The organism is Streptomyces sp. NPDC043952 (assembly GCF_056435325.1).
In genome coordinates this window covers 17821-34780 of record NZ_JBWKES010000053.1, presented here as the reverse complement: position 1 = coordinate 34780, position 16960 = coordinate 17821, and the positions used below count along the sequence as shown (strand labels likewise).

The following is a 16960-nucleotide window of genomic DNA, read 5'->3' as shown; positions in this document are numbered from 1 at the left end:
CCCCCCCCCCCCCCCCCCCCCCCCCCCCCCCCCCCCCCCCCCCCCCCCCCCCCCCCCCCCCCCCCCCCCCCCCCCCCCCCCCCCCCCCCCCGCGCTTCCGGACCCGCACGACCTTGTACGACCCCGCCCGGACCGCCGCGGAATCCGTCGCTTTCGCGACGCGGGCCCCCTGGGAGCCGCCCCCCGCTATCCCGCACGTCATGTCGCCGTAACCATCGATTCAGACGGGCTTGCGACGCTCGGCCAATGAAACCCGTCGTGCCAGAGCCTTCGCCGCCCCCCGAGGGGCCCGCGGGGAACGGGACCGTGACGCTCCCGCCCGCACGTTCCGACGCGCCCGTCGCACCGGTCGCGCGGAAGAATGGGTTCATGAGTCAGCAAGACGCCCAGGCAGAGGTTCAGCACCCGCAGCCCCCGGTGGGCTCCATCGCGGCGCACCGGCCGCACACCGTGACCTCCGCGGTCTCCGACCTGGAACCCGACATCGACGCGGACCTCGACGCGTACGAGGACGCGCAGGCCGACGGCGCCCCGCTGCCCCGGGGCCGGTTCCTCGACCGGGAGCGCAGCTGGCTCGCCTTCAACGAGCGGGTCCTCGAACTGGCCGAGGACCCGAACACGCCCCTGCTGGAACGGGCCAACTTCCTCGCGATCTTCGCCAGCAACCTGGACGAGTTCTTCATGGTCCGGGTCGCCGGACTCAAGCGCCGCATCGCCACCGGCGTGGCCACCCGCTCGGCCTCCGGGCTCCAGCCGCGCGAGGTCCTGGAGATGATCTGGGCCCGCTCGCGCGAGCTGATGGCCCGGCACGCCGCCTGCTATCACGAGGACGTCGCCCCCGCGCTCGCGGAGGAGGGCATCCACCTGGTGCGCTGGAGCGAGCTGACGGACAAGGAGCAGGCCCGTCTGTTCACGCTGTTCCGGCACCAGATCTTCCCGGTGCTCACCCCGCTGGCCGTCGACCCCGCGCACCCCTTCCCGTACATCTCCGGCCTCTCCCTGAACCTGGCCGTCGTCGTACGCAACCCGGTCAGCGGCCACAAGCACTTCGCGCGCGTGAAGGTGCCGCCGCTGCTCTCCCGCTTCCTGGAGTCCAGCCCCGGCCGGTACGTCCCCGTCGAGGACGTCATCGCCGCGCACCTGGAGGAGCTGTTCCCGGGCATGGAGGTGCTGGAGCACCACGCCTTCCGGCTCACCCGCAACGAGGACCTGGAGGTCGAGGAGGACGACGCGGAGAACCTCCTCCAGGCCCTGGAGAAGGAACTCATGCGGCGCCGCTTCGGGCCGCCGGTGCGCCTGGAGGTCGAGGAGTCCATCGACCGCGAGGTGCTCGACCTGCTGGTGCGCGAGCTGAAGATCTCCGAGGCCGAGGTCTACCCGCTGCCCGGCCCGCTCGACCTGACGGGACTGTTCCGCATCCACGGTCTCGACCGGTCCGAGCTGAAGTACCGCAAGTTCGTCGCGGGCACCCACCGCGACCTGGCCGAGGTCGAGTCGGCCTCCCCGCCCGACATCTTCGCCGCGCTGCGCCAGCGGGACGTGCTGCTGCACCACCCGTACGACAGCTTCTCCACCTCCGTGCAGGCCTTCCTCCAGCAGGCCGCCGACGACCCGGACGTCCTCGCGATCAAGCAGACCCTGTACCGCACCTCGGGCGACTCCCCGATCGTGGACGCGCTGATAGACGCCGCCGAGTCCGGCAAGCAGGTCCTGGTGCTGGTGGAGATCAAGGCCCGCTTCGACGAGCACGCCAACATCAAGTGGGCGAAGAAGCTGGAGGAGGCCGGCTGCCACGTCGTCTACGGGCTGGTCGGCCTGAAGACGCACTGCAAGCTGTCGCTGGTGGTCCGCCAGGAGGGCGAGACCCTGCGCCGCTACAGCCACGTCGGCACCGGCAACTACCACCCGAAGACCGCACGGCTGTACGAGGACCTCGGCCTGCTCACCGCGGACCCACAGGTCGGCGCGGACCTCTCCGACCTGTTCAACCGGCTCTCCGGCTACTCCCGCCGGGAGACCTACCGCCGGCTGCTGGTCGCCCCCAAGTCGCTGCGGGACGGCCTGATATCGCGGATCACCAAGGAGATCCAGCACCATCGCGCGGGCCGCCCGGCGTTCATCCGCATCAAGGTCAACTCGATGGTGGACGAGGCCGTCATCGACGCCCTCTACCGGGCCGCCCAGGCGGGCGTGCCGGTGGACGTCTGGGTCCGCGGCATCTGCGCGATCCGGCCCGGCGTGCCGGGGCTCTCGGAGAACATCCGGGTCCGCTCGATCCTCGGCCGCTTCCTGGAGCACTCCCGTGTGTTCGCCTTCGGCAACGGCGGCGAGCCCGAGGTGTGGATCGGCAGCGCCGACATGATGCACCGCAACCTCGACCGGCGGATCGAGGCCCTGGTGCGGGTCGTGGACCCCGGCCACCGCGCGGCCATCAACCGGCTGCTGGACACCGGCATGTCCGACTCCACCGCGTCCTGGCACCTCGGCCCGGACGGCGAGTGGACGCGGCACGCGGTGGACGCGGACGGCCAGCCCCTGCGCAACATCCAGGAGATGCTCATAGACGCCCGGAGGCGCCGGCGTGGCACAGCAACACCTTGACCCGACGGACCCCACGGCCGAGGTGGTGACGGGGAACGCCCTCGCGGGCTATCTGCGCACCCAGGCGACGGAGTTCCTGCGCGCCCTGCGGCTGCACCGGGAGACCGGGGGCGCCACCGGCTCCGGCGAGGAATCCGTCGACGCGGCCCGCGCCCTGCGCCGCTCGGCCCGGCGGATCAGCGGCAGCCTGCACACCTACCGGCCGCTGCTCGACCCCGCCTGGTCGGAGTCGATGCGGCCCGAACTGGCCTGGCTGTCGGGCACGCTGGCCCTGGAGCACGCGTACGAGGCCCGGCTGGAGCGGCTGTTGCAGGCGCTGCACCGGCTGTCCGGGGCGGCGGCCTTCCCCGAGCAGGTGGCGGTCTCCGGGGGCCCCGCGACCGCTCCGCCGGAGCGCGGCAATCTGACGGTGGGCGCGGCAAAGGCGGGCGCCCTGCTCGACCGCCAGCTCACCCTCGCCCGGACCCGCGCCCACTCCACCGCCCTCCAGGCGCTCGGCTCCAGCCGCTTCCACGCCGTCGCCGACAAGGTCGCCGTGCTCGCCAGCGAGGTCCCGCTCACCCCGGCCGCCGCCACCACCGACCTGCGCCCGCTGGCCGGTGCCGCGCGGGAGCGGCTCACCGATGCCATCGCCGCGCTGCCGCTGCTCACCGCGGGCCACCCGTACAACGCGGAGGCCCTGATCCACGGCCTGTCCCCGGACCCGTCCCCGCACCCCCAGGACGGTCCCTGGCACCAGGTACGGCTGCTGCTGCGCCTGCACCGCTACGCCCGCGAGGTGCTGGACCCCGGCACCCCCGTGGACGTCCGCCTGCTGACGGCGGGCCAGGCCCTGAACCGGCACCGCGACGCCTCCGAGGCGGCCGCCGCCGCGGCCCAGGCCGCCCGCACCCCCCGTATCGCCCCCGCCACGGCCTACGCCCTCGGCGTCCTGCACGCGGACCAGCGGCACGAGGTGGAGGCGGCCCGGTTCGCCTTCCAGCGGGCCTGGCAGCGGGAGGCGGTGGAGACGGTATGACCGGGACCCCCGTACGGGCCGCGGGCTGCGTCCTGTGGCGCCGCTCGCCCGCCGGTGACATCGAACTGGCCCTGGTCTACCGCCCCAAGTGGTCCGACTGGTCCTGGCCCAAGGGCAAGCTGAAGCGGGGCGAGACGCCGCGGGCGGCGGCGCTGCGCGAGGTCGAGGAGGAGACCGGCCACACCTGCCGGCTCGGCGCGCCCCTGCCGACCGCCCGCTACACCGACCACGCGGGCCGCCCGAAGGAGGTCACCTACTGGGCTGCCGAGTCCACGGGCGGCACCTTCACCCCCAACGCCGAGGTCACCGAACTCCTCTGGCTCCCCCCGCCCGAGGCCCGCACCCGCCTGACCCACCCCCACGACAGGGACCTGATCCCCCCGGCCCTGACGTCCATCGCGACGGGTCTGCGCTAGCTCAGCTGTCCGGGTCGCTGGGCGTTCGTCTCCTCCACCTGGGCAGACTTCCTCTCCTATGCGGGGCCGGAGGTCCGTCCGCGTCGTGCTGACGGTTTCCAGTAACGGAAACCAGGGGCTCTTGCCGAACTCGCGGCACGTGAGTGGCGTGGTCGTGAAGCTCTCCGACGCCGACTGGGTGATGGACCCCGGTGGCTGGGCCGTGGAGCTGGGCGGCTCCTGGTGCGACCAGGACGTCCTGGTCACCGGCGATCTCACGGTGCCGGGGCTCCCGGCCGAACGGATCGCGGCCAGGGACAGCTGCTTCCCGCAGTACGCCGGCTGACGCGCGGGCCGGCGGCACAGCGGAAAGCCCACCCTCTCGTCGGCCGTGCAGCCGGGCGAGACGGGTGGGCGAGCGGATGAGAAGGGAGGTCAGAGCACCGTCAGCTTCACCACGCCGAAGGCCAGCGCCGCGACCAGTGCGGCCGCCGGCATCGTGATGAACCAGCCCAGGACGATGTTCTTGGCCACGCCCCAGCGGACCGCGTTCACCCGCTTCGTCGCGCCGACGCCCATGATGGCCGAGGTGATGACGTGGGTCGTGGAGATCGGCGCCTTGAAGAGGTACGCCGTACCGAACATGATCGACGCGCCGGTCGCCTCCGCGGCGAACCCCTGCGGCGGGTCCAGCTCGATGATCTTCCGGCCGAGCGTCCGCATGATGCGCCAGCCGCCCGCGTACGTGCCGAGCGACAGCATCATCGCCGAGACCAGCTTCACCCAGACCGGGATCGGGTCGTCGTAGGTCGCGTGCCCGGCGATGACCAGGGCCATCACCACGACACCCATCGTCTTCTGGGCGTCCTGGAGACCGTGGCCGAGCGCCATGCCCGCCGCGGAGACCGTCTGCGCGATACGGAAGCCCCGCTTGGCCTTGTGCGGGTTGGAGCGGCGGAACAGCCACATGATCAGCAGCATCACGAGGTAGCCGACGACCAGGCCGACGACCGGCGACAGGAACATCGGCACGATGATCTTGTCGACCACGCCGTCCCAGTGGACCGCCGTACCGCCCGCGAGGGCCGCCCCCACCAGGCCGCCGAACAGCGCGTGCGAGGAGGACGAGGGCAGGCCGAAGTACCAGGTGACCAGGTTCCAGGCGATCGCGCCGAGCAGCGCGGCGAAGAGGATGCCCATCCCCGTGCCGCCCGACGGCGTCTCGATCAGCCCCTCGCTGACCGTCTTGGCGACGCCGGAGCCGAGGAACGCGCCGGCGAGGTTCATCACGGCGGCCATCGCCAGCGCCGCCCGCGGGGTCAGCGCCCGCGTGGAGACCGAGGTGGCGATCGCGTTCGCCGAGTCGTGGAAGCCGTTGGTGTACGTGAACAGGAGCGCGACCGCTACGGTCACGATCAGAGCCAGGGTGTCCATCGACGCCTCAGGACTCCTTGACGGCGATGGTCTCCACCGTGTTCGCCACGTGCTCGAACGCGTCCGCCGCCTCTTCCAGCACGTCCACGATCTGCTTCAGCTTCAGCACCTCGATCGCGTCGTACTTGCCGTTGAAGAGGTGCGCCAGCAGCTTGCGGTGGATCTGGTCGGCCTGGTTCTCCAGCCGGTTGACCTCGATCCAGTACTCGGTGAGGTTGTCCATGGTGCGGAGGTTCGGCATCGCCTCCGCGGTCAGCTCAGCCGCGCGGGCCAGCACCTCGATCTGCTGCTCGACGCCCTTGGGCAGTTCCTCGACGTTGTAGAGGACGACGAGGTCGACGGCCTCCTCCATGAAGTCCATGATGTCGTCCAGGGAACCGGCGAGGGCGTAGATGTCCTCGCGGTCGAACGGCGTGATGAACGAGGAGTTCAGCTGGTGGAAGATCGCGTGCGTGGCGTCGTCACCTGCGTGTTCCGCTGCCCGCATACGCTCTGCGATCTCGGCTCGGGCGGAGGAGTCCGCCCCGAGCAGTTCCATCAGGAGTTTCGAGCCGGTGACGATGTTGTCCGCGGAAGCGGCGAACATGTCGTAGAAGCTCGTCTCCCTGGGGGTCAGACGAAAGCGCACGTGGGGTCCTCGGGGTGCTTCGGTTTCGGTCAGGCTGATGCTAGGCGCATCATCCGGCCACGGCTATCGGGCCGCCCTCCAGTGTCGCCCATCGGGCAGAGCGATCATCACGGGGGCGCACCAAGGCCCCCATACCCAGCAAAATTCGGTACCATATACCCAGTAGGGGTATGCCGGGCGATATGTCCCCCGGCGCGTGACCGAGAACACCCGTCCCGAGATGGAGGCCCGCTATGACGACCACCGAGGCCGGCGCCACGGCAGCCTCCGGGCAGACGGACCGCGCCGAGCACACCACGCACGGTTACCACAAGCAGAAGGATGAGCACCTCAAGCGGCTGCGCCGGATCGAGGGGCAGATCCGGGGGCTCCAGCGGATGGTGGACGAGGACACCTACTGCATCGACATACTCACCCAGGTCTCGGCCTCCACCAAGGCGCTCCAGTCCTTCGCGCTCCAGCTGCTGGAGGAGCACCTGCGGCACTGCGTGGCGGACGCGGCGCTCAAGGGCGGGGACGAGATCGACGCGAAGGTGGACGAGGCGACGAAGGCGATCGGCCGGCTGCTGCGCACCTGAGGACCGCGCGGCACCTCAGCCGTCCTGTTCCTGCCGTTCCACTCTCAGCACCTCGTCGATGCACTCCAGGCTGAGCCGGTCCTCGGCGGCCGAGGCCGCGATGATCAGCTCGCCGCACAACTCGATCTCGGCGAGGGCCACATGGTCCTGAACCGCCGTACCGCCGGCCGCCGCCACCCGCCTCACCTCTTCTCTGACGTCACCGGACTCCTAGGGTAGGAGGCGGTTTACCTACCGCGCATGGCACGGACGGGCTACTTCCGGGGTGGCGTCAAGGGACTAGTGCGGCACCGGGAGTGGCCGGATTCAGGCCCCGCCGGCGCCCGTGTCCTCCGCGATCCGGCCGGCGTAGATGTCCCGTGCGCGCGGCAGCGCGACGACGGCGGGGGCGCCGAAGTCGTACAGCAGGGTGGTCGAGGTGACGGCGACGGGGGTGCGCCGGCGGCCGTTGACGAAGCTGAAGCGCTGGCGCAGCTTGCGCAGCCGGCCCTGGTCGTCCAGGTAGGCGTCGAAGGGCACCTGGGCCGTGGCGAACCCTTTTGCCGCCGCCGCCAGGGAGCTGCGGACGTCCGCCGGTGCGTACCGGGCGGCTTGGGCGAGGTCCGCGGTGCCCCGGTAGTGCCGTACCGGAATGCCGCCGACCTCGGTGCGGCCGGCGTAGCTCGCCCGCCGGGTGCCGCGCAGCACCTCGGCCGCGGTGTACGGGTCGGTGACGCCGCCGGTGACCAGATTGCCGTCGGAGAGCGTCGCCGTCTCCACCCGCACCCACTTGTCGGCGGGCACCCCCGCTCCCCGGTTCTTCATGAACAGGGCGCCGGGCGCGAGGAGTTCGGTGAGCGGCTGGTGCTCGGCGGCGCCCACCGGGTCCTCCGGGAGCACGACGGTCAGCCGGCCGAGCCGGTGGACGTAGTCGTAGACCCCGGTGCCGCGGATGGTGACGCGGGTGCCGCCCGTGGCCATCTCCATGGCGGTGCCGGCCTTGGAGCTGCCCGCGCCGGTCAGGGCGCCGGCCGCGCCGGTCAGCAGGGTGATCGGATCGCCCGCGCCGCTGCTGACGTCCTCGGCGGGGAGCCCGAGGTCCGAGCAGCCGCCCACGCCCGCGCCCAGCGCGAGCGCGAGGCCCAGCGCGCCGGCCGTCCTGCCCGCGCGCCGTCTGTACTGCCGCCGTTCCATCGCCCTGCCTTCCCCCAGCCGGTACGTCCGTTACGGCCCCCCTGTCCTCCGGTTAACGACGAGTAGGGGACCGCCGTCACGCTGCGCCCCCGGCTTCTCGGTACGGTGGACGGCGTGGCGGAGCAGGACACGCGGGATGTGGACCATCTGACGACGACGACCGAACAGGGCCGCTTCTGCGTGGCCCGCTGCACCTGCGGCTGGCGCGGCCCGGCCCGCAGGGCGCGCAGCCAGGCGAGAACGGACGCGGCGGGTCACGAGGCCGCCATCCTCGGGGCCAGGCAAGGGGCGGACGGTCAGGAGAGCCGGTAGTCGGCGTGCGGCAGTGCCAGGCGCCACACGGCACCGAACGCACCCGCGCACAGCTCCACGACCGCCGGGTCATCGGTGAACTCCTCGTCGTCCGACGCGAGTTCTCCGTCCCCGGCGAAATGGTGGAAGACCACCGAGCTGTCGTCGAAGAGCCAGAAATCGTTGCCCGGCAGCGCCAGCCCGGAAGCCAGACGTCGCGGCAGCCAGCGAACCTGCTCACCCGCCACCACGGTGGGGCCGGTCAGGTGGTGCTCGAACCTGATGTAGTCCGAAACCGGTTCCGACACGATACGGGCCCTGCGTACGGCGACCCCTCGGCCGACCAGGTCGGCGATGAGCCGCAGCCACGGCCGACGTACCGGATCGCTGTCGGCCGGGTCGTCCCGGACGCCCCTCTGCCAGGCGGCGAAGCGAGGATCTGAACGCATGTACCCGTCGCGCATCTCCAAGTGCACGGCAGAACGGACGCAGCCTCGAAGGCGCTCCTCAAGCGTCGGTGCGGTCACCGCCCTTCACCTCCAAGGACTGATAGAGCTCGCCGCATGGCTGCCCACACACTGAGCTGTGTTGCCTGTCGTCGCTCAGTGGAGCGCGAAGCGCGGCACCGCGTGGCTCACTCGGACACCTCACCGGAGAGTACGACGCTGTCGTCCTCGTCGGCTTCGGACACCGGCAGACGCGCGCCCCGGCTCTCGGCGATCCGGTGCACGTCGCGCAGGGATTCACTCATCCGCGCGAGCGCGAACCGGAGCTGATCCGGTGTGGCCTTGTCGTCGGTGAGCATGTCGGCCGCGTGGCCCAGGAGTTCGTCCGCCATGCCGAGTTGCACACTCTCAATACTGTCGGCGACGCGGGAGAGGTAGCCGGTTCCGTCGCCGCGGAGGTAACAAGGATTCCCGTCCAGCGTCGACCAGGGCAGCAGGCGTGCCGTCTCCGCCGTGCTCATCGGGCCGTCACCCCCACACCGTGGATCACGCGGGGGCCGATGTCGACGCCGGACACGGCCAGCCACAAGACGCGCCGCCGAGCCCGCTTCCGCCTCTCCTCCTGGCGCCGCTCGTGCGCGACCAGATACGGGCGCACCAGACCGACGTCCTCGCCCCGCAGCGCGGGAACGAGAGGAGGACGAGCGGCCACGGTGTCCTGCCGGGCGAGGGACGGTTCGGAGGACGGGCGCTGTCCCGAAGCCGGTAGCAGGAGCCGCAACAGCGACTCGATGAAGCGGGCGATACCTTGACCCATGTCGACCTGCATTCTCAGGTTGGCCATGCCCCGGTCCGGTCGCACGGTCGCGGGGGTCTGCATGTCACTCACCCACCAGACTTCCTCCCCTGATGGTGCGTTTCTACTGCGTTCGGCGACCGTTGGACACGGAGTATGCCTACCGTGGAAAACGTCCCTGACGTCCCAGGGGGTAGCCGTGAACGATGCGCTACGCCGTGCCATGCTCCAAGCGCGGATGTCAGACCGGCAGTTGGCTGAGAGGTGCGGCGTCGACATCAAGACCATCGGCCGGTGGATCACCGAGGCGGGACGGGTACCCCCCACGCCCGTCATCGGTGGGCCGTCTGTGAAGCGCTCGGGGAGGACGAGGCGGTGCTATGGCCATCAGCTGCGAAGAAGGCGGTCAAGGTCGGTCCGGACCGCGAGGTCGTTTCGGTCTATCCGTACCGGTCCGGCTGTCCGGCCTCCCTGTGGCGGTCTTTGATCACCAAGGCTGGGCGAGAGCTGACCTTCGCGGGGTACACCAACTACTTCCTCTGGCTCGAACAGGCCCGACTCGGTGCCGCGTTGCGGCGGAAGGCCGCCCAAGGATGCCGGGTTCGGTTTCTCCTCGGTGACCCTGACAGCGAGCTCACCAGGTCACGTGAGCAGGACGAAGACGTTGCGCTCACTCTTTCCACCCGCATCCGCGTGACGCTCTCCGAGCTGGAGAAGATCAGAAGCCAGCCGGGCATCGACGCGAGGTACAGCGATGGACACGCGCGCCTGTCCGTGTTCCGCTTCGATGACGACATGATCGTCACGCCCTTGCTCACGCACCGCGTCGGCCACGACGCCCCGACGCTGCATCTGCGCCGCCACCAGGACGACGGCATGTTCGATCGCTTCGCCTCCCACGTCGAGGAACTGTGGGACCGAGGCGCTCCGGTATGGGAAAGGGAAGCCGATGGGCAGGCGTGATTACGAGGACGACCCCGCCGCCCCGGCGGCGAACAGCCTGGTCCCCGCAGCCTCCACCGTCGTCGTCGACGACTCCGGACGCATCCTGCTGCAGCGCCGCCGCGACAACGGCATGTGGGCTCTGCCCGGGGGCGCCATGCGCATCGGGGAGTCGCTGCCCGACTGCGCCATCCGCGAGACGCGCGAAGAGACCGGCTTCGACGTCGAGATCGTCGGCATCGTCGGGACGTACAGCAACCCGCGTCACGTCTTCGCCTACGACGACGGTGAGGTACGGCAGGAGTTCTCCGTCTGCTTCCTGGCGCGACCCACGGCCGGGCGCCTGGCCGTGTCCGAGGAATCCACGGACGTCCGCTGGTTCCGGCCCGCGGAAGTCGACGCGCTTCCGATGGTTCCCAGCATCCGCAAGCGCGTGAACGACTGGCGCGACGGCAACATGCCCGCGGCCCGGTAGCGGCCGGAGGCAAACGCAGTGGGCCCGCCCCCGGAAGCCGGGGGCGGGCCCTTCTGCATCCTCGTGGTGGCACCGCCATGCAGCACCGCGAGGAAATCGGGACCGTCTAGCCGAAGCGGCCGGAGATGTAGTCCTCCGTCGCCTGCACGGACGGGTTGGAGAAGATCCGCTCCGTGTCGTCGATCTCGATCAGCCGGCCGGGCTGGCCGACCGCCGCGAGGTTGAAGAAGGCCGTGCGGTCGGAGACCCGCGCCGCCTGCTGCATGTTGTGCGTGACGATGACGATCGTGAACCGTTCCTTCAGCTCACCGATCAGGTCCTCGATCGCGAGCGTGGAGATCGGGTCGAGCGCGGAGCACGGCTCGTCCATGAGCAGCACCTTCGGCTCCACGGCGATCGCGCGGGCGATGCACAGCCGCTGCTGCTGGCCGCCGGAGAGCCCGGCGCCCGGCTTGTTCAGGCGGTCCTTGACCTCGTTCCAGAGGTTCGCGCCCTTGAGCGACTTCTCGACGATGTCGTTCAGCTCGCTCTTGCGGTAGTTGCCGTTCAGCCGCAGACCGGCGGCCACATTGTCGAAGATCGACATCGTGGGGAACGGGTTCGGGCGCTGGAAGACCATGCCCACCTCGCGCCGCACCGACACCGGGTCGACCCCGTTGCCGTACAGGTCCTCGTCGTCGAGCAGCACCTTGCCCTCGACCCGGCCGCCCGGCGTGACCTCGTGCATGCGGTTCAGGGTGCGCAGGAACGTCGACTTGCCGCAGCCGGAGGGGCCGATGAACGCCGTCACCGAGCGCGGCTCGACGGTCATCGAGATGTCCTCGATCGCCTTGTGGGAGCCGTAGTACGCGGTCAGTCCGCTTACGTCGATTCGCTTGGCCATGACTACTTCACTACTTCCGTCAGTCGCTGTGGGGCCGCGTCAGCGACCGATCTTGGGAGCCTTCCAGCGGGCGATGCCGCGGGCCGCCAGGTTGAGGATCATCACGAAGGCGATGAGCGTGAGCGAGGCCGCCCAGGCGCGGTCGTACGCCGCCGTGGAACCGGAGCTCTGCGAGTACTGCTGGTAGATGTACAGCGGCAGCGCCTGCTGGGCACCCGAGAACGGGTTGTTGTTGATGAAGGAGTTGCCCCACACCAGCAGCAGGACCGGCGCCGTCTCACCCGCGATACGGGCGATGGCCAGCATGATGCCCGTGGTGATGCCGCCGATGGAGGTCGGCAGGACCACCTTGAGGATGGTGCGCCACTTGGGCACACCGAGCGCCAGGGACGCCTCGCGCAGCTCGTTCGGGACGAGCTTGAGCATCTCCTCCGTGGAGCGGACCACGACCGGCATCATCAGGATGGCCAGCGCCAGCGAGCCGGCGAAGCCGAAGGGCTGCATGTCCGCCATCAGCATCAGGCTGAGGATGAACAGGCCCGCGACGATCGACGGGATGCCGGTCATGACGTCGACGAAGAAGGTGACCGCGCGGGCGAGACCGCCGCGGCCGTACTCCACCAGGTAGATCGCGGTGAGCACACCGACCGGCGCGCCGATCAGCGTGGCGAGGCCGACCTGCTCCAGGCTGCCGATGATCGCGTGGTAGATGCCGCCGCCCGGCTCGGAGTCGGCGACGACGCCCATGGAGTGCGTCAGGAAGTAGGGGTCGAGGACCTTCACACCGCGCTTGACGGTGGTCCAGATCAGCGAGACCAGCGGGACCACGGCGAGCAGGAAGGCGACCCACACCAGCGAGGTGGCGATGCGGTCCTTGGCCTGGCGGCGGCCCTCCACCGCGGAGGCGATGACGTAGGTGCCGAGGATGAACAGCAGCGCGGCGATCAGGCCCCACTGGATGTGGCTGGTCAGGCCGGCGCCCGCGCCGATGCCCACCGCGACCACGATCGAGCCCCCGGCGATCGCCCACGGCGACCACTTCGGCAGGCTGGCGCTGCGCAGCGATCCGCCGCGCTTGTCGGTGACGGCTGCGGTGCTCATGCGTTGGCCCCCGAGTACTCCTTGCGGCGGGCGATGATCGCGCGGGCCGCGCCGTTGACCAGCAGGGTGATGACGAACAGGACCAGACCGGAGGCGATCAGCGCGTCCCGGCCGTCCTGGGTCGCCTCGCCGAACTTGCTGGCGATGTTCTGGGCGAAGGTGCCGCCGCCCGGATCGAGCAGGCTGGTCTGGATGTCGAAGGTCGGGGAGAGGACCGTGGCGACGGCCATCGTCTCGCCGAGCGCGCGGCCGAGGCCGAGCATCGAGGCGGAGATCACGCCGGAGCGCCCGAAGGGCAGCACCGACATGCGGATGACCTCCCAGCGGGTGGCGCCGAGAGCCAGCGCGGCCTCCTCGTGCATCCGCGGGACCTGCCGGAAGACCTCGCGGCTCACGTTGGTGATGATCGGCAGGATCATGATCGCGAGCAGGATGCCCACGGTGAGCATCGAGCGGGGCGCGCCGCCCTGCCAGGAGAAGATCCCGGTCCAGCCGAGGTACTCGTTGAGCCAGCCGAACAGGCCGTTCAGGTGCGGTACGAGGATCAGGGCGCCCCACAGGCCGTACACGATGGACGGCACCGCGGCGAGCAGGTCGATCACGTAGGCGACCGGGCCGCTCATCCTGCGGGGGGCGTAGTGGGTGAGGAACAGCGCGATGGCGACCGCGACGGGCACGGCCAGCACCATGGCGATGACCGAGGAGACCACCGTGCCGAAGGCGAGCACCGCGATGCCGAACGACGGCGGCATCAGGTTGGTGTTCCACTCGAAGGTGGTCAGGAAGTTGCCGTGGTCCTTGCTGATCGCGAGGGACGCGCGGTAGGTGAGGAAGACCGCGATCGCGGCCATGATCACCAGGAGCAGGATGCCGGAGCCGCGGGACAGGCCGAGGAAGACGCGGTCACCGGCGCGGGTGGCGCCGCGGTTCGCGGTCTTCTCCGGGCGGGTGGCCGGCCGGGATGCGGGGGGTGGTGCGTCGGTTGTCTTCGTTATGTCCATCGGGTTCTCCGGTCTGCGGAGCCGCTCGCCCCGGTGGGGGCGCGCGGCTCGTGGCGGCGGTGCACCGGACGGTGCGGCCCGGCCCGCGGAAAGGCCGTGGGACCGGGCCGCACTCTCGGATCAGGTCAGCTCAGGCCCGCGATGGTGGAGCGGACCTTGCTGATGATCGCGTCGGGCATCGGCGCGTAGTCGATGCCGCTGAGCAGCTTCTGGCCGTCCTCGGACGCCATGTAGGTGAGGAACGCCTTGACGGTGGGCAGCGTGTCGGCCTTGTTGCCCTTGTCGCAGGCGATCTCGTACGTCACCAGGGTGATCGGGTAGGCGCCGTCGGCCTTGGTGTTGTAGTTCAGCTGGAGCGACAGGTCGCTGCCGGTGCCGACGACCTTGGCGTCGGCGATGGCCTTGGTGGCGCTCTCGGTGCTGGGGGCGACCGGCTGGGCGGCACCGGTGTCGATGCTCACGGCCTTGATGCCGTCACCGACGTACGACAGCTCGAAGTAGCCGATGGCGCCGTTGGTCTGCTTGACCTGCTGGGCGACGCCGGAGGACTGCGCGGCGGACTGGCCGCCCTTGGCCTGCCAGGTCTTGCCGCCCGAGTACTTCCAGTTCTCCGGGGTGGCGGCCTTCAGGTACTTGGTGAAGTTGTCCGTGGTGCCGGAGTCGTCCGAGCGGTGGAAGGCCTGGATCTTCAGGTCGGGAAGCTTCGCCGAGGGGTTGAGCTTCCTGATCGCGGCGTCGTTCCAGTTGGTGATCTTGCCGTCGAAGATCTTGGCGAGCGTCGGGGCGTCCAGGACCAGGTTGTCCACGCCGTTCAGGTTGTAGCCGATGGCGATCGGGCCGCCGACCATCGGGAGGTCGATGCCCTGGCCGCCGGAGCAGACCTTCTTGGACGCGGCGACCTCTTCGGGCTTGAGCGCCGAGTCGGAGCCCGCCCACGGGATCTGGCCCTGGGTGAAGGAGGTCACGCCCGCGCCGGAGCCGCCGGCCTTGTAGTTGATCTGCACGCCGCAAGCCTGCGAGAAGTTCTTGACCCAGGCGTCGATCGCGTTCTTCTGCGCGGAAGATCCGTCCGAGAGCAGCTGGCCCTTGGCGCCGTCGCACTTGATGGAAGAGGCGTTGGACGCCGATGCGCCACCCGAGGGCTTGGAACCGCCGCCGTTGTCGTCGGAGCCGCACGCCGTCAGGGCCAGGGCGCCGGAGACGGCGAGAGCACCGAGGGTCACGGCGCGCAGCCGGTTCTTGCGCTGAAGCTTCACGTTCGGGAGTTCCTTCCAGGAGCCGCCGCTGTCGGCGGCGTGCGAAGTCGTGGGTGCGGGGAGCGCATCCGAACCGCACTCCGCACCGGGTAAGGCCGAAATTAGGCAGATCAGGTGAAGCCGCCGAAGGCCATACGTGAACGGCGGGTGAACCCCTGCCGTCGGCCCGGTGAGGTCACGGAATGTTCACGGGGAGGGCACGCGCCGGTTCCGGCGAGCGGGGCGGACGCACACATTTGCGATGTCCGGCACCCGTACGGGGGAACCCTTGTGTACACAGCGTCGTCTCGTCTCCCGGAGGCCACTCGGGCCGCGGAAAGGCGACGGACACATGGAACGGCGTACGTTCATCTCGGGCGGCGCGGCCGCGCTGGCGACGACGGCACTGACCGCGTGCGGCACGGGCGGGGGCCACTCTGCCGCGGCCCGGACACCTGCCTCGGGCGTGTCCGGGGCTTCCTCGGCGTCGCTCACGGCGATCAAGACCACCAGTGCGAGCAGCGTGGCCGGCGCGGGCGGCGCCGCCGACTGGGCCGCCCTCGGCCGTGACCTCGACGGCTCCCTGGTGCGGCCCGGCGACGCCCAGTGGAAGACCGCGCACCAGCTGTACAACACCCGCTTCGACGGCCTGAAGCCCGCCGCGGTCGCCTACGTCGCGCACGCCGCCGACATCCGCACCGTCCTGTCGTACGCGAAGAGCCGGCACATACGGGTGGCGATACGCAACGGCGGCCACTCCTACGCCGGGTACTCCTCCGGTGACGGCCGGCTGATCGTCGACGTCTCGCGGCTCAACCGGATACGGGTCAGCGGCAGCCAGGCGGTGGTCGGCGCCGGTGCGAAGCTGATCGACGTCTACCGGGGGCTGGCCGCGAAGGGCGTGACCATACCGGCGGGCTCCTGCCCCACGGTCGGCGTCTCCGGCCTGGTGCTCGGCGGCGGCCACGGGGTCGTCTCCCGCGCGTACGGGCTGACCTGCGACAGCCTCACCCAGGCGACCCTGGTCACCGCAGACGGCAAGCAGCTCACCGCGGACGCCACCCAGCACTCCGACCTCTTCTGGGCGCTGCGCGGCGCGGGCAACGGCAACTTCGGCGTCGTCACCGAACTGCGCTTCCGCACCCACCCGGCGCCGCAGGCGGTCACCGCGTATCTGTCCTGGCCGTGGTCGAAGGCGGCGGCGGTGCTCAAGGCGTGGCAGGAGTGGGGGCCGACGCAGCCGGACGAGATCTGGTCCTCCCTGCACCTGGCGTGCGTGCCGGGCCGGACGCCGACGATCTCCGTCTCCTGCTTCTCCATCGGCACCTACGGCGAGCTGAAGAACGCGGTGGACCGCCTCGCCCACCAGGCCGGCGCCAACGCCACCTCCGTCTCCCTGCACCGGCGGGGCTACGAGGAGGCGATGGAGATCTACGCCGGGTGCTCCTCCTTCTCCGCGCAGGCCCAGTGCCATCTGCCGGGCAGCACGCCGGGCCGCTCGGAGAAGGGGGCGCTCGGGCGGGAGACGTACGCGGCCCGCTCCGACTTCTTCGACCGGTCCCTGTCCGCGGCGGGCATCCAGACGGTGCTGCGGCAGATCGCGGGGGTGCGGGGCGGCGGGGGCAGCATCGCGTTCACGGCGCTGGGCGGGGCGGTGAACCGGGTGGCGCCGACGGCGACGGCGTTCGTGCACCGGCGCTCGCGGATGCTGGCGCAGTACATCGCGTCCTGGTCCGCGGGGGCGTCCGGGAGCACGGCGCAGTCGTGGCTGACGTCGGCGCACCGCGCGATGGCGCCGTACGCCTCCGGCGCGGCGTACCAGAACTACACGGACCCGACGCTGACGGACTGGCGGAAGGCGTACTACGGGGACGCGGCGGCGCGGCTGGCGAAGGTGAAGCAGCAGTACGACCCGTCGAGGTTCTTCTCGTACGCGCAGGGGGTGTAGGGGCGGGGGCGAAGG

20 protein-coding genes are annotated in these 16960 nt (G+C 70.6%); 9 read left to right on the top strand and 11 right to left on the bottom strand.

Annotated features, from left to right (window positions below):
- The first annotated feature begins 369 nt into the window (after window positions 1-369).
- The 4 genes from AC069R_RS32795 to AC069R_RS32780 all read left to right on the top strand — a co-directional run bounded on the left by AC069R_RS32795 (window position 370) and on the right by AC069R_RS32780 (window position 4360).
- Window positions 370-2601, top strand: a complete 2232-nt coding sequence (locus AC069R_RS32795) for an RNA degradosome polyphosphate kinase (RefSeq protein WP_478770347.1) — start codon at window positions 370-372, stop codon at window positions 2599-2601.
- Window positions 2582-3619, top strand: coding sequence for a CHAD domain-containing protein (locus AC069R_RS32790; RefSeq protein WP_478770346.1), 1038 nt, complete (start codon window positions 2582-2584; stop codon window positions 3617-3619). The genes AC069R_RS32795 and AC069R_RS32790 overlap by 20 nt, the downstream gene beginning before the upstream one ends.
- Window positions 3616-4035: an NUDIX hydrolase gene (locus AC069R_RS32785; protein ID WP_478770345.1), complete on the top strand. Its 420-nt coding sequence runs from the start codon at window positions 3616-3618 to the stop codon at window positions 4033-4035. The genes AC069R_RS32790 and AC069R_RS32785 overlap by 4 nt, the downstream gene beginning before the upstream one ends.
- 139 nt (window positions 4036-4174) lie before the next feature.
- Window positions 4175-4360: a hypothetical protein gene (locus AC069R_RS32780; RefSeq protein WP_478770344.1), complete on the top strand. Its 186-nt coding sequence runs from the start codon at window positions 4175-4177 to the stop codon at window positions 4358-4360.
- Between the two features lie 89 nt (window positions 4361-4449).
- On the opposite strand, the gene AC069R_RS32775 is transcribed toward AC069R_RS32780, so the two are convergent.
- Both AC069R_RS32775 and AC069R_RS32770 read right to left on the bottom strand, forming a co-directional pair.
- Complete coding sequence (locus tag AC069R_RS32775; protein ID WP_478770343.1) at window positions 4450-5448, bottom strand: inorganic phosphate transporter; 999 nt, start codon at window positions 5446-5448, stop codon at window positions 4450-4452.
- 7 nt (window positions 5449-5455) lie between these two features.
- A complete protein-coding gene (locus AC069R_RS32770) occupies window positions 5456-6076 on the bottom strand; it encodes a DUF47 domain-containing protein (RefSeq protein WP_015493282.1) in 621 nt (206 codons plus the stop codon).
- Between the two features lie 233 nt (window positions 6077-6309).
- On the opposite strand from AC069R_RS32770, the gene AC069R_RS32765 reads away from it, so the two are divergent.
- A complete protein-coding gene (locus tag AC069R_RS32765) occupies window positions 6310-6654 on the top strand; it encodes a metal-sensitive transcriptional regulator (protein ID WP_478770342.1) in 345 nt (114 codons plus the stop codon).
- 15 nt (window positions 6655-6669) lie between these two features.
- Here the strand turns inward: AC069R_RS32765 and AC069R_RS32760 are convergent, their stop codons facing one another.
- Together AC069R_RS32760 and AC069R_RS32755 are read right to left on the bottom strand one after the other, a co-directional pair.
- Window positions 6670-6831, bottom strand: a complete 162-nt coding sequence (locus tag AC069R_RS32760; protein ID WP_478770351.1) for a hypothetical protein — start codon at window positions 6829-6831, stop codon at window positions 6670-6672.
- Between the two features lie 129 nt (window positions 6832-6960).
- Window positions 6961-7827 carry a hypothetical protein gene (locus AC069R_RS32755; RefSeq protein WP_478770341.1) on the bottom strand — a complete coding sequence of 289 codons (867 nt, stop codon included), beginning with the start codon at window positions 7825-7827 and terminating at the stop codon, window positions 6961-6963.
- A gap of 114 nt (window positions 7828-7941) precedes the next feature.
- Here AC069R_RS32755 and AC069R_RS32750 point away from each other — a divergent pair, with 114 nt between their 5' ends.
- Window positions 7942-8139, top strand: coding sequence for a hypothetical protein (locus AC069R_RS32750; RefSeq protein ID WP_478770340.1), 198 nt, complete (start codon window positions 7942-7944; stop codon window positions 8137-8139).
- Here AC069R_RS32750 and AC069R_RS32745 read toward each other — a convergent pair.
- The 3 genes from AC069R_RS32745 to AC069R_RS32735 all read right to left on the bottom strand — a co-directional run bounded on the left by AC069R_RS32745 (window position 8124) and on the right by AC069R_RS32735 (window position 9444).
- Window positions 8124-8582: a DUF6879 family protein gene (locus AC069R_RS32745; protein WP_478770350.1), complete on the bottom strand. Its 459-nt coding sequence runs from the start codon at window positions 8580-8582 to the stop codon at window positions 8124-8126. The two genes, AC069R_RS32750 and AC069R_RS32745, sit on opposite strands and share 16 nt — an antisense overlap.
- Before the next feature lie 170 nt (window positions 8583-8752).
- A complete protein-coding gene (locus tag AC069R_RS32740) occupies window positions 8753-9085 on the bottom strand; it encodes a hypothetical protein (protein ID WP_478770339.1) in 333 nt (110 codons plus the stop codon).
- On the bottom strand, window positions 9082-9444 hold the full coding sequence (locus AC069R_RS32735; RefSeq protein ID WP_478770349.1) for a hypothetical protein: 363 nt from the start codon (window positions 9442-9444) through the stop codon (window positions 9082-9084). Before AC069R_RS32735 ends, AC069R_RS32740 begins: the two co-directional genes overlap by 4 nt.
- Window positions 9445-9654: 210 nt before the next feature.
- On the opposite strand from AC069R_RS32735, the gene AC069R_RS32730 reads away from it, so the two are divergent.
- Together AC069R_RS32730 and AC069R_RS32725 are read left to right on the top strand one after the other, a co-directional pair.
- Window positions 9655-10323, top strand: coding sequence for a DUF5919 domain-containing protein (locus AC069R_RS32730; protein ID WP_478770338.1), 669 nt, complete (start codon window positions 9655-9657; stop codon window positions 10321-10323).
- Window positions 10310-10777: an NUDIX domain-containing protein gene (locus tag AC069R_RS32725; RefSeq protein ID WP_478770337.1), complete on the top strand. Its 468-nt coding sequence runs from the start codon at window positions 10310-10312 to the stop codon at window positions 10775-10777. The genes AC069R_RS32730 and AC069R_RS32725 overlap by 14 nt, the downstream gene beginning before the upstream one ends.
- A 106-nt stretch (window positions 10778-10883) precedes the next feature.
- On the opposite strand, the gene pstB is transcribed toward AC069R_RS32725, so the two are convergent.
- The 4 genes from pstB to pstS all read right to left on the bottom strand — a co-directional run bounded on the left by pstB (window position 10884) and on the right by pstS (window position 15018).
- Window positions 10884-11660, bottom strand: coding sequence for a phosphate ABC transporter ATP-binding protein PstB (pstB, locus tag AC069R_RS32720; protein ID WP_397985227.1), 777 nt, complete (start codon window positions 11658-11660; stop codon window positions 10884-10886).
- Between the two features lie 39 nt (window positions 11661-11699).
- Entirely contained in the window at window positions 11700-12761 is a 1062-nt protein-coding gene (gene pstA / locus AC069R_RS32715) for a phosphate ABC transporter permease PstA (RefSeq protein WP_397985226.1), read from the bottom strand.
- Window positions 12758-13762: a phosphate ABC transporter permease subunit PstC gene (gene pstC, locus AC069R_RS32710; RefSeq protein WP_478770336.1), complete on the bottom strand. Its 1005-nt coding sequence runs from the start codon at window positions 13760-13762 to the stop codon at window positions 12758-12760. The genes pstA and pstC overlap by 4 nt, the downstream gene beginning before the upstream one ends.
- Before the next feature lie 125 nt (window positions 13763-13887).
- Window positions 13888-15018 carry a phosphate ABC transporter substrate-binding protein PstS gene (pstS, locus tag AC069R_RS32705; protein WP_478770335.1) on the bottom strand — a complete coding sequence of 377 codons (1131 nt, stop codon included), beginning with the start codon at window positions 15016-15018 and terminating at the stop codon, window positions 13888-13890.
- A 331-nt stretch (window positions 15019-15349) separates the two neighbouring features.
- On the opposite strand from pstS, the gene AC069R_RS32700 reads away from it, so the two are divergent.
- A complete protein-coding gene (locus AC069R_RS32700) occupies window positions 15350-16945 on the top strand; it encodes an FAD-binding oxidoreductase (RefSeq protein WP_478770334.1) in 1596 nt (531 codons plus the stop codon).
- Window positions 16946-16960: the final 15 nt, after the last annotated feature.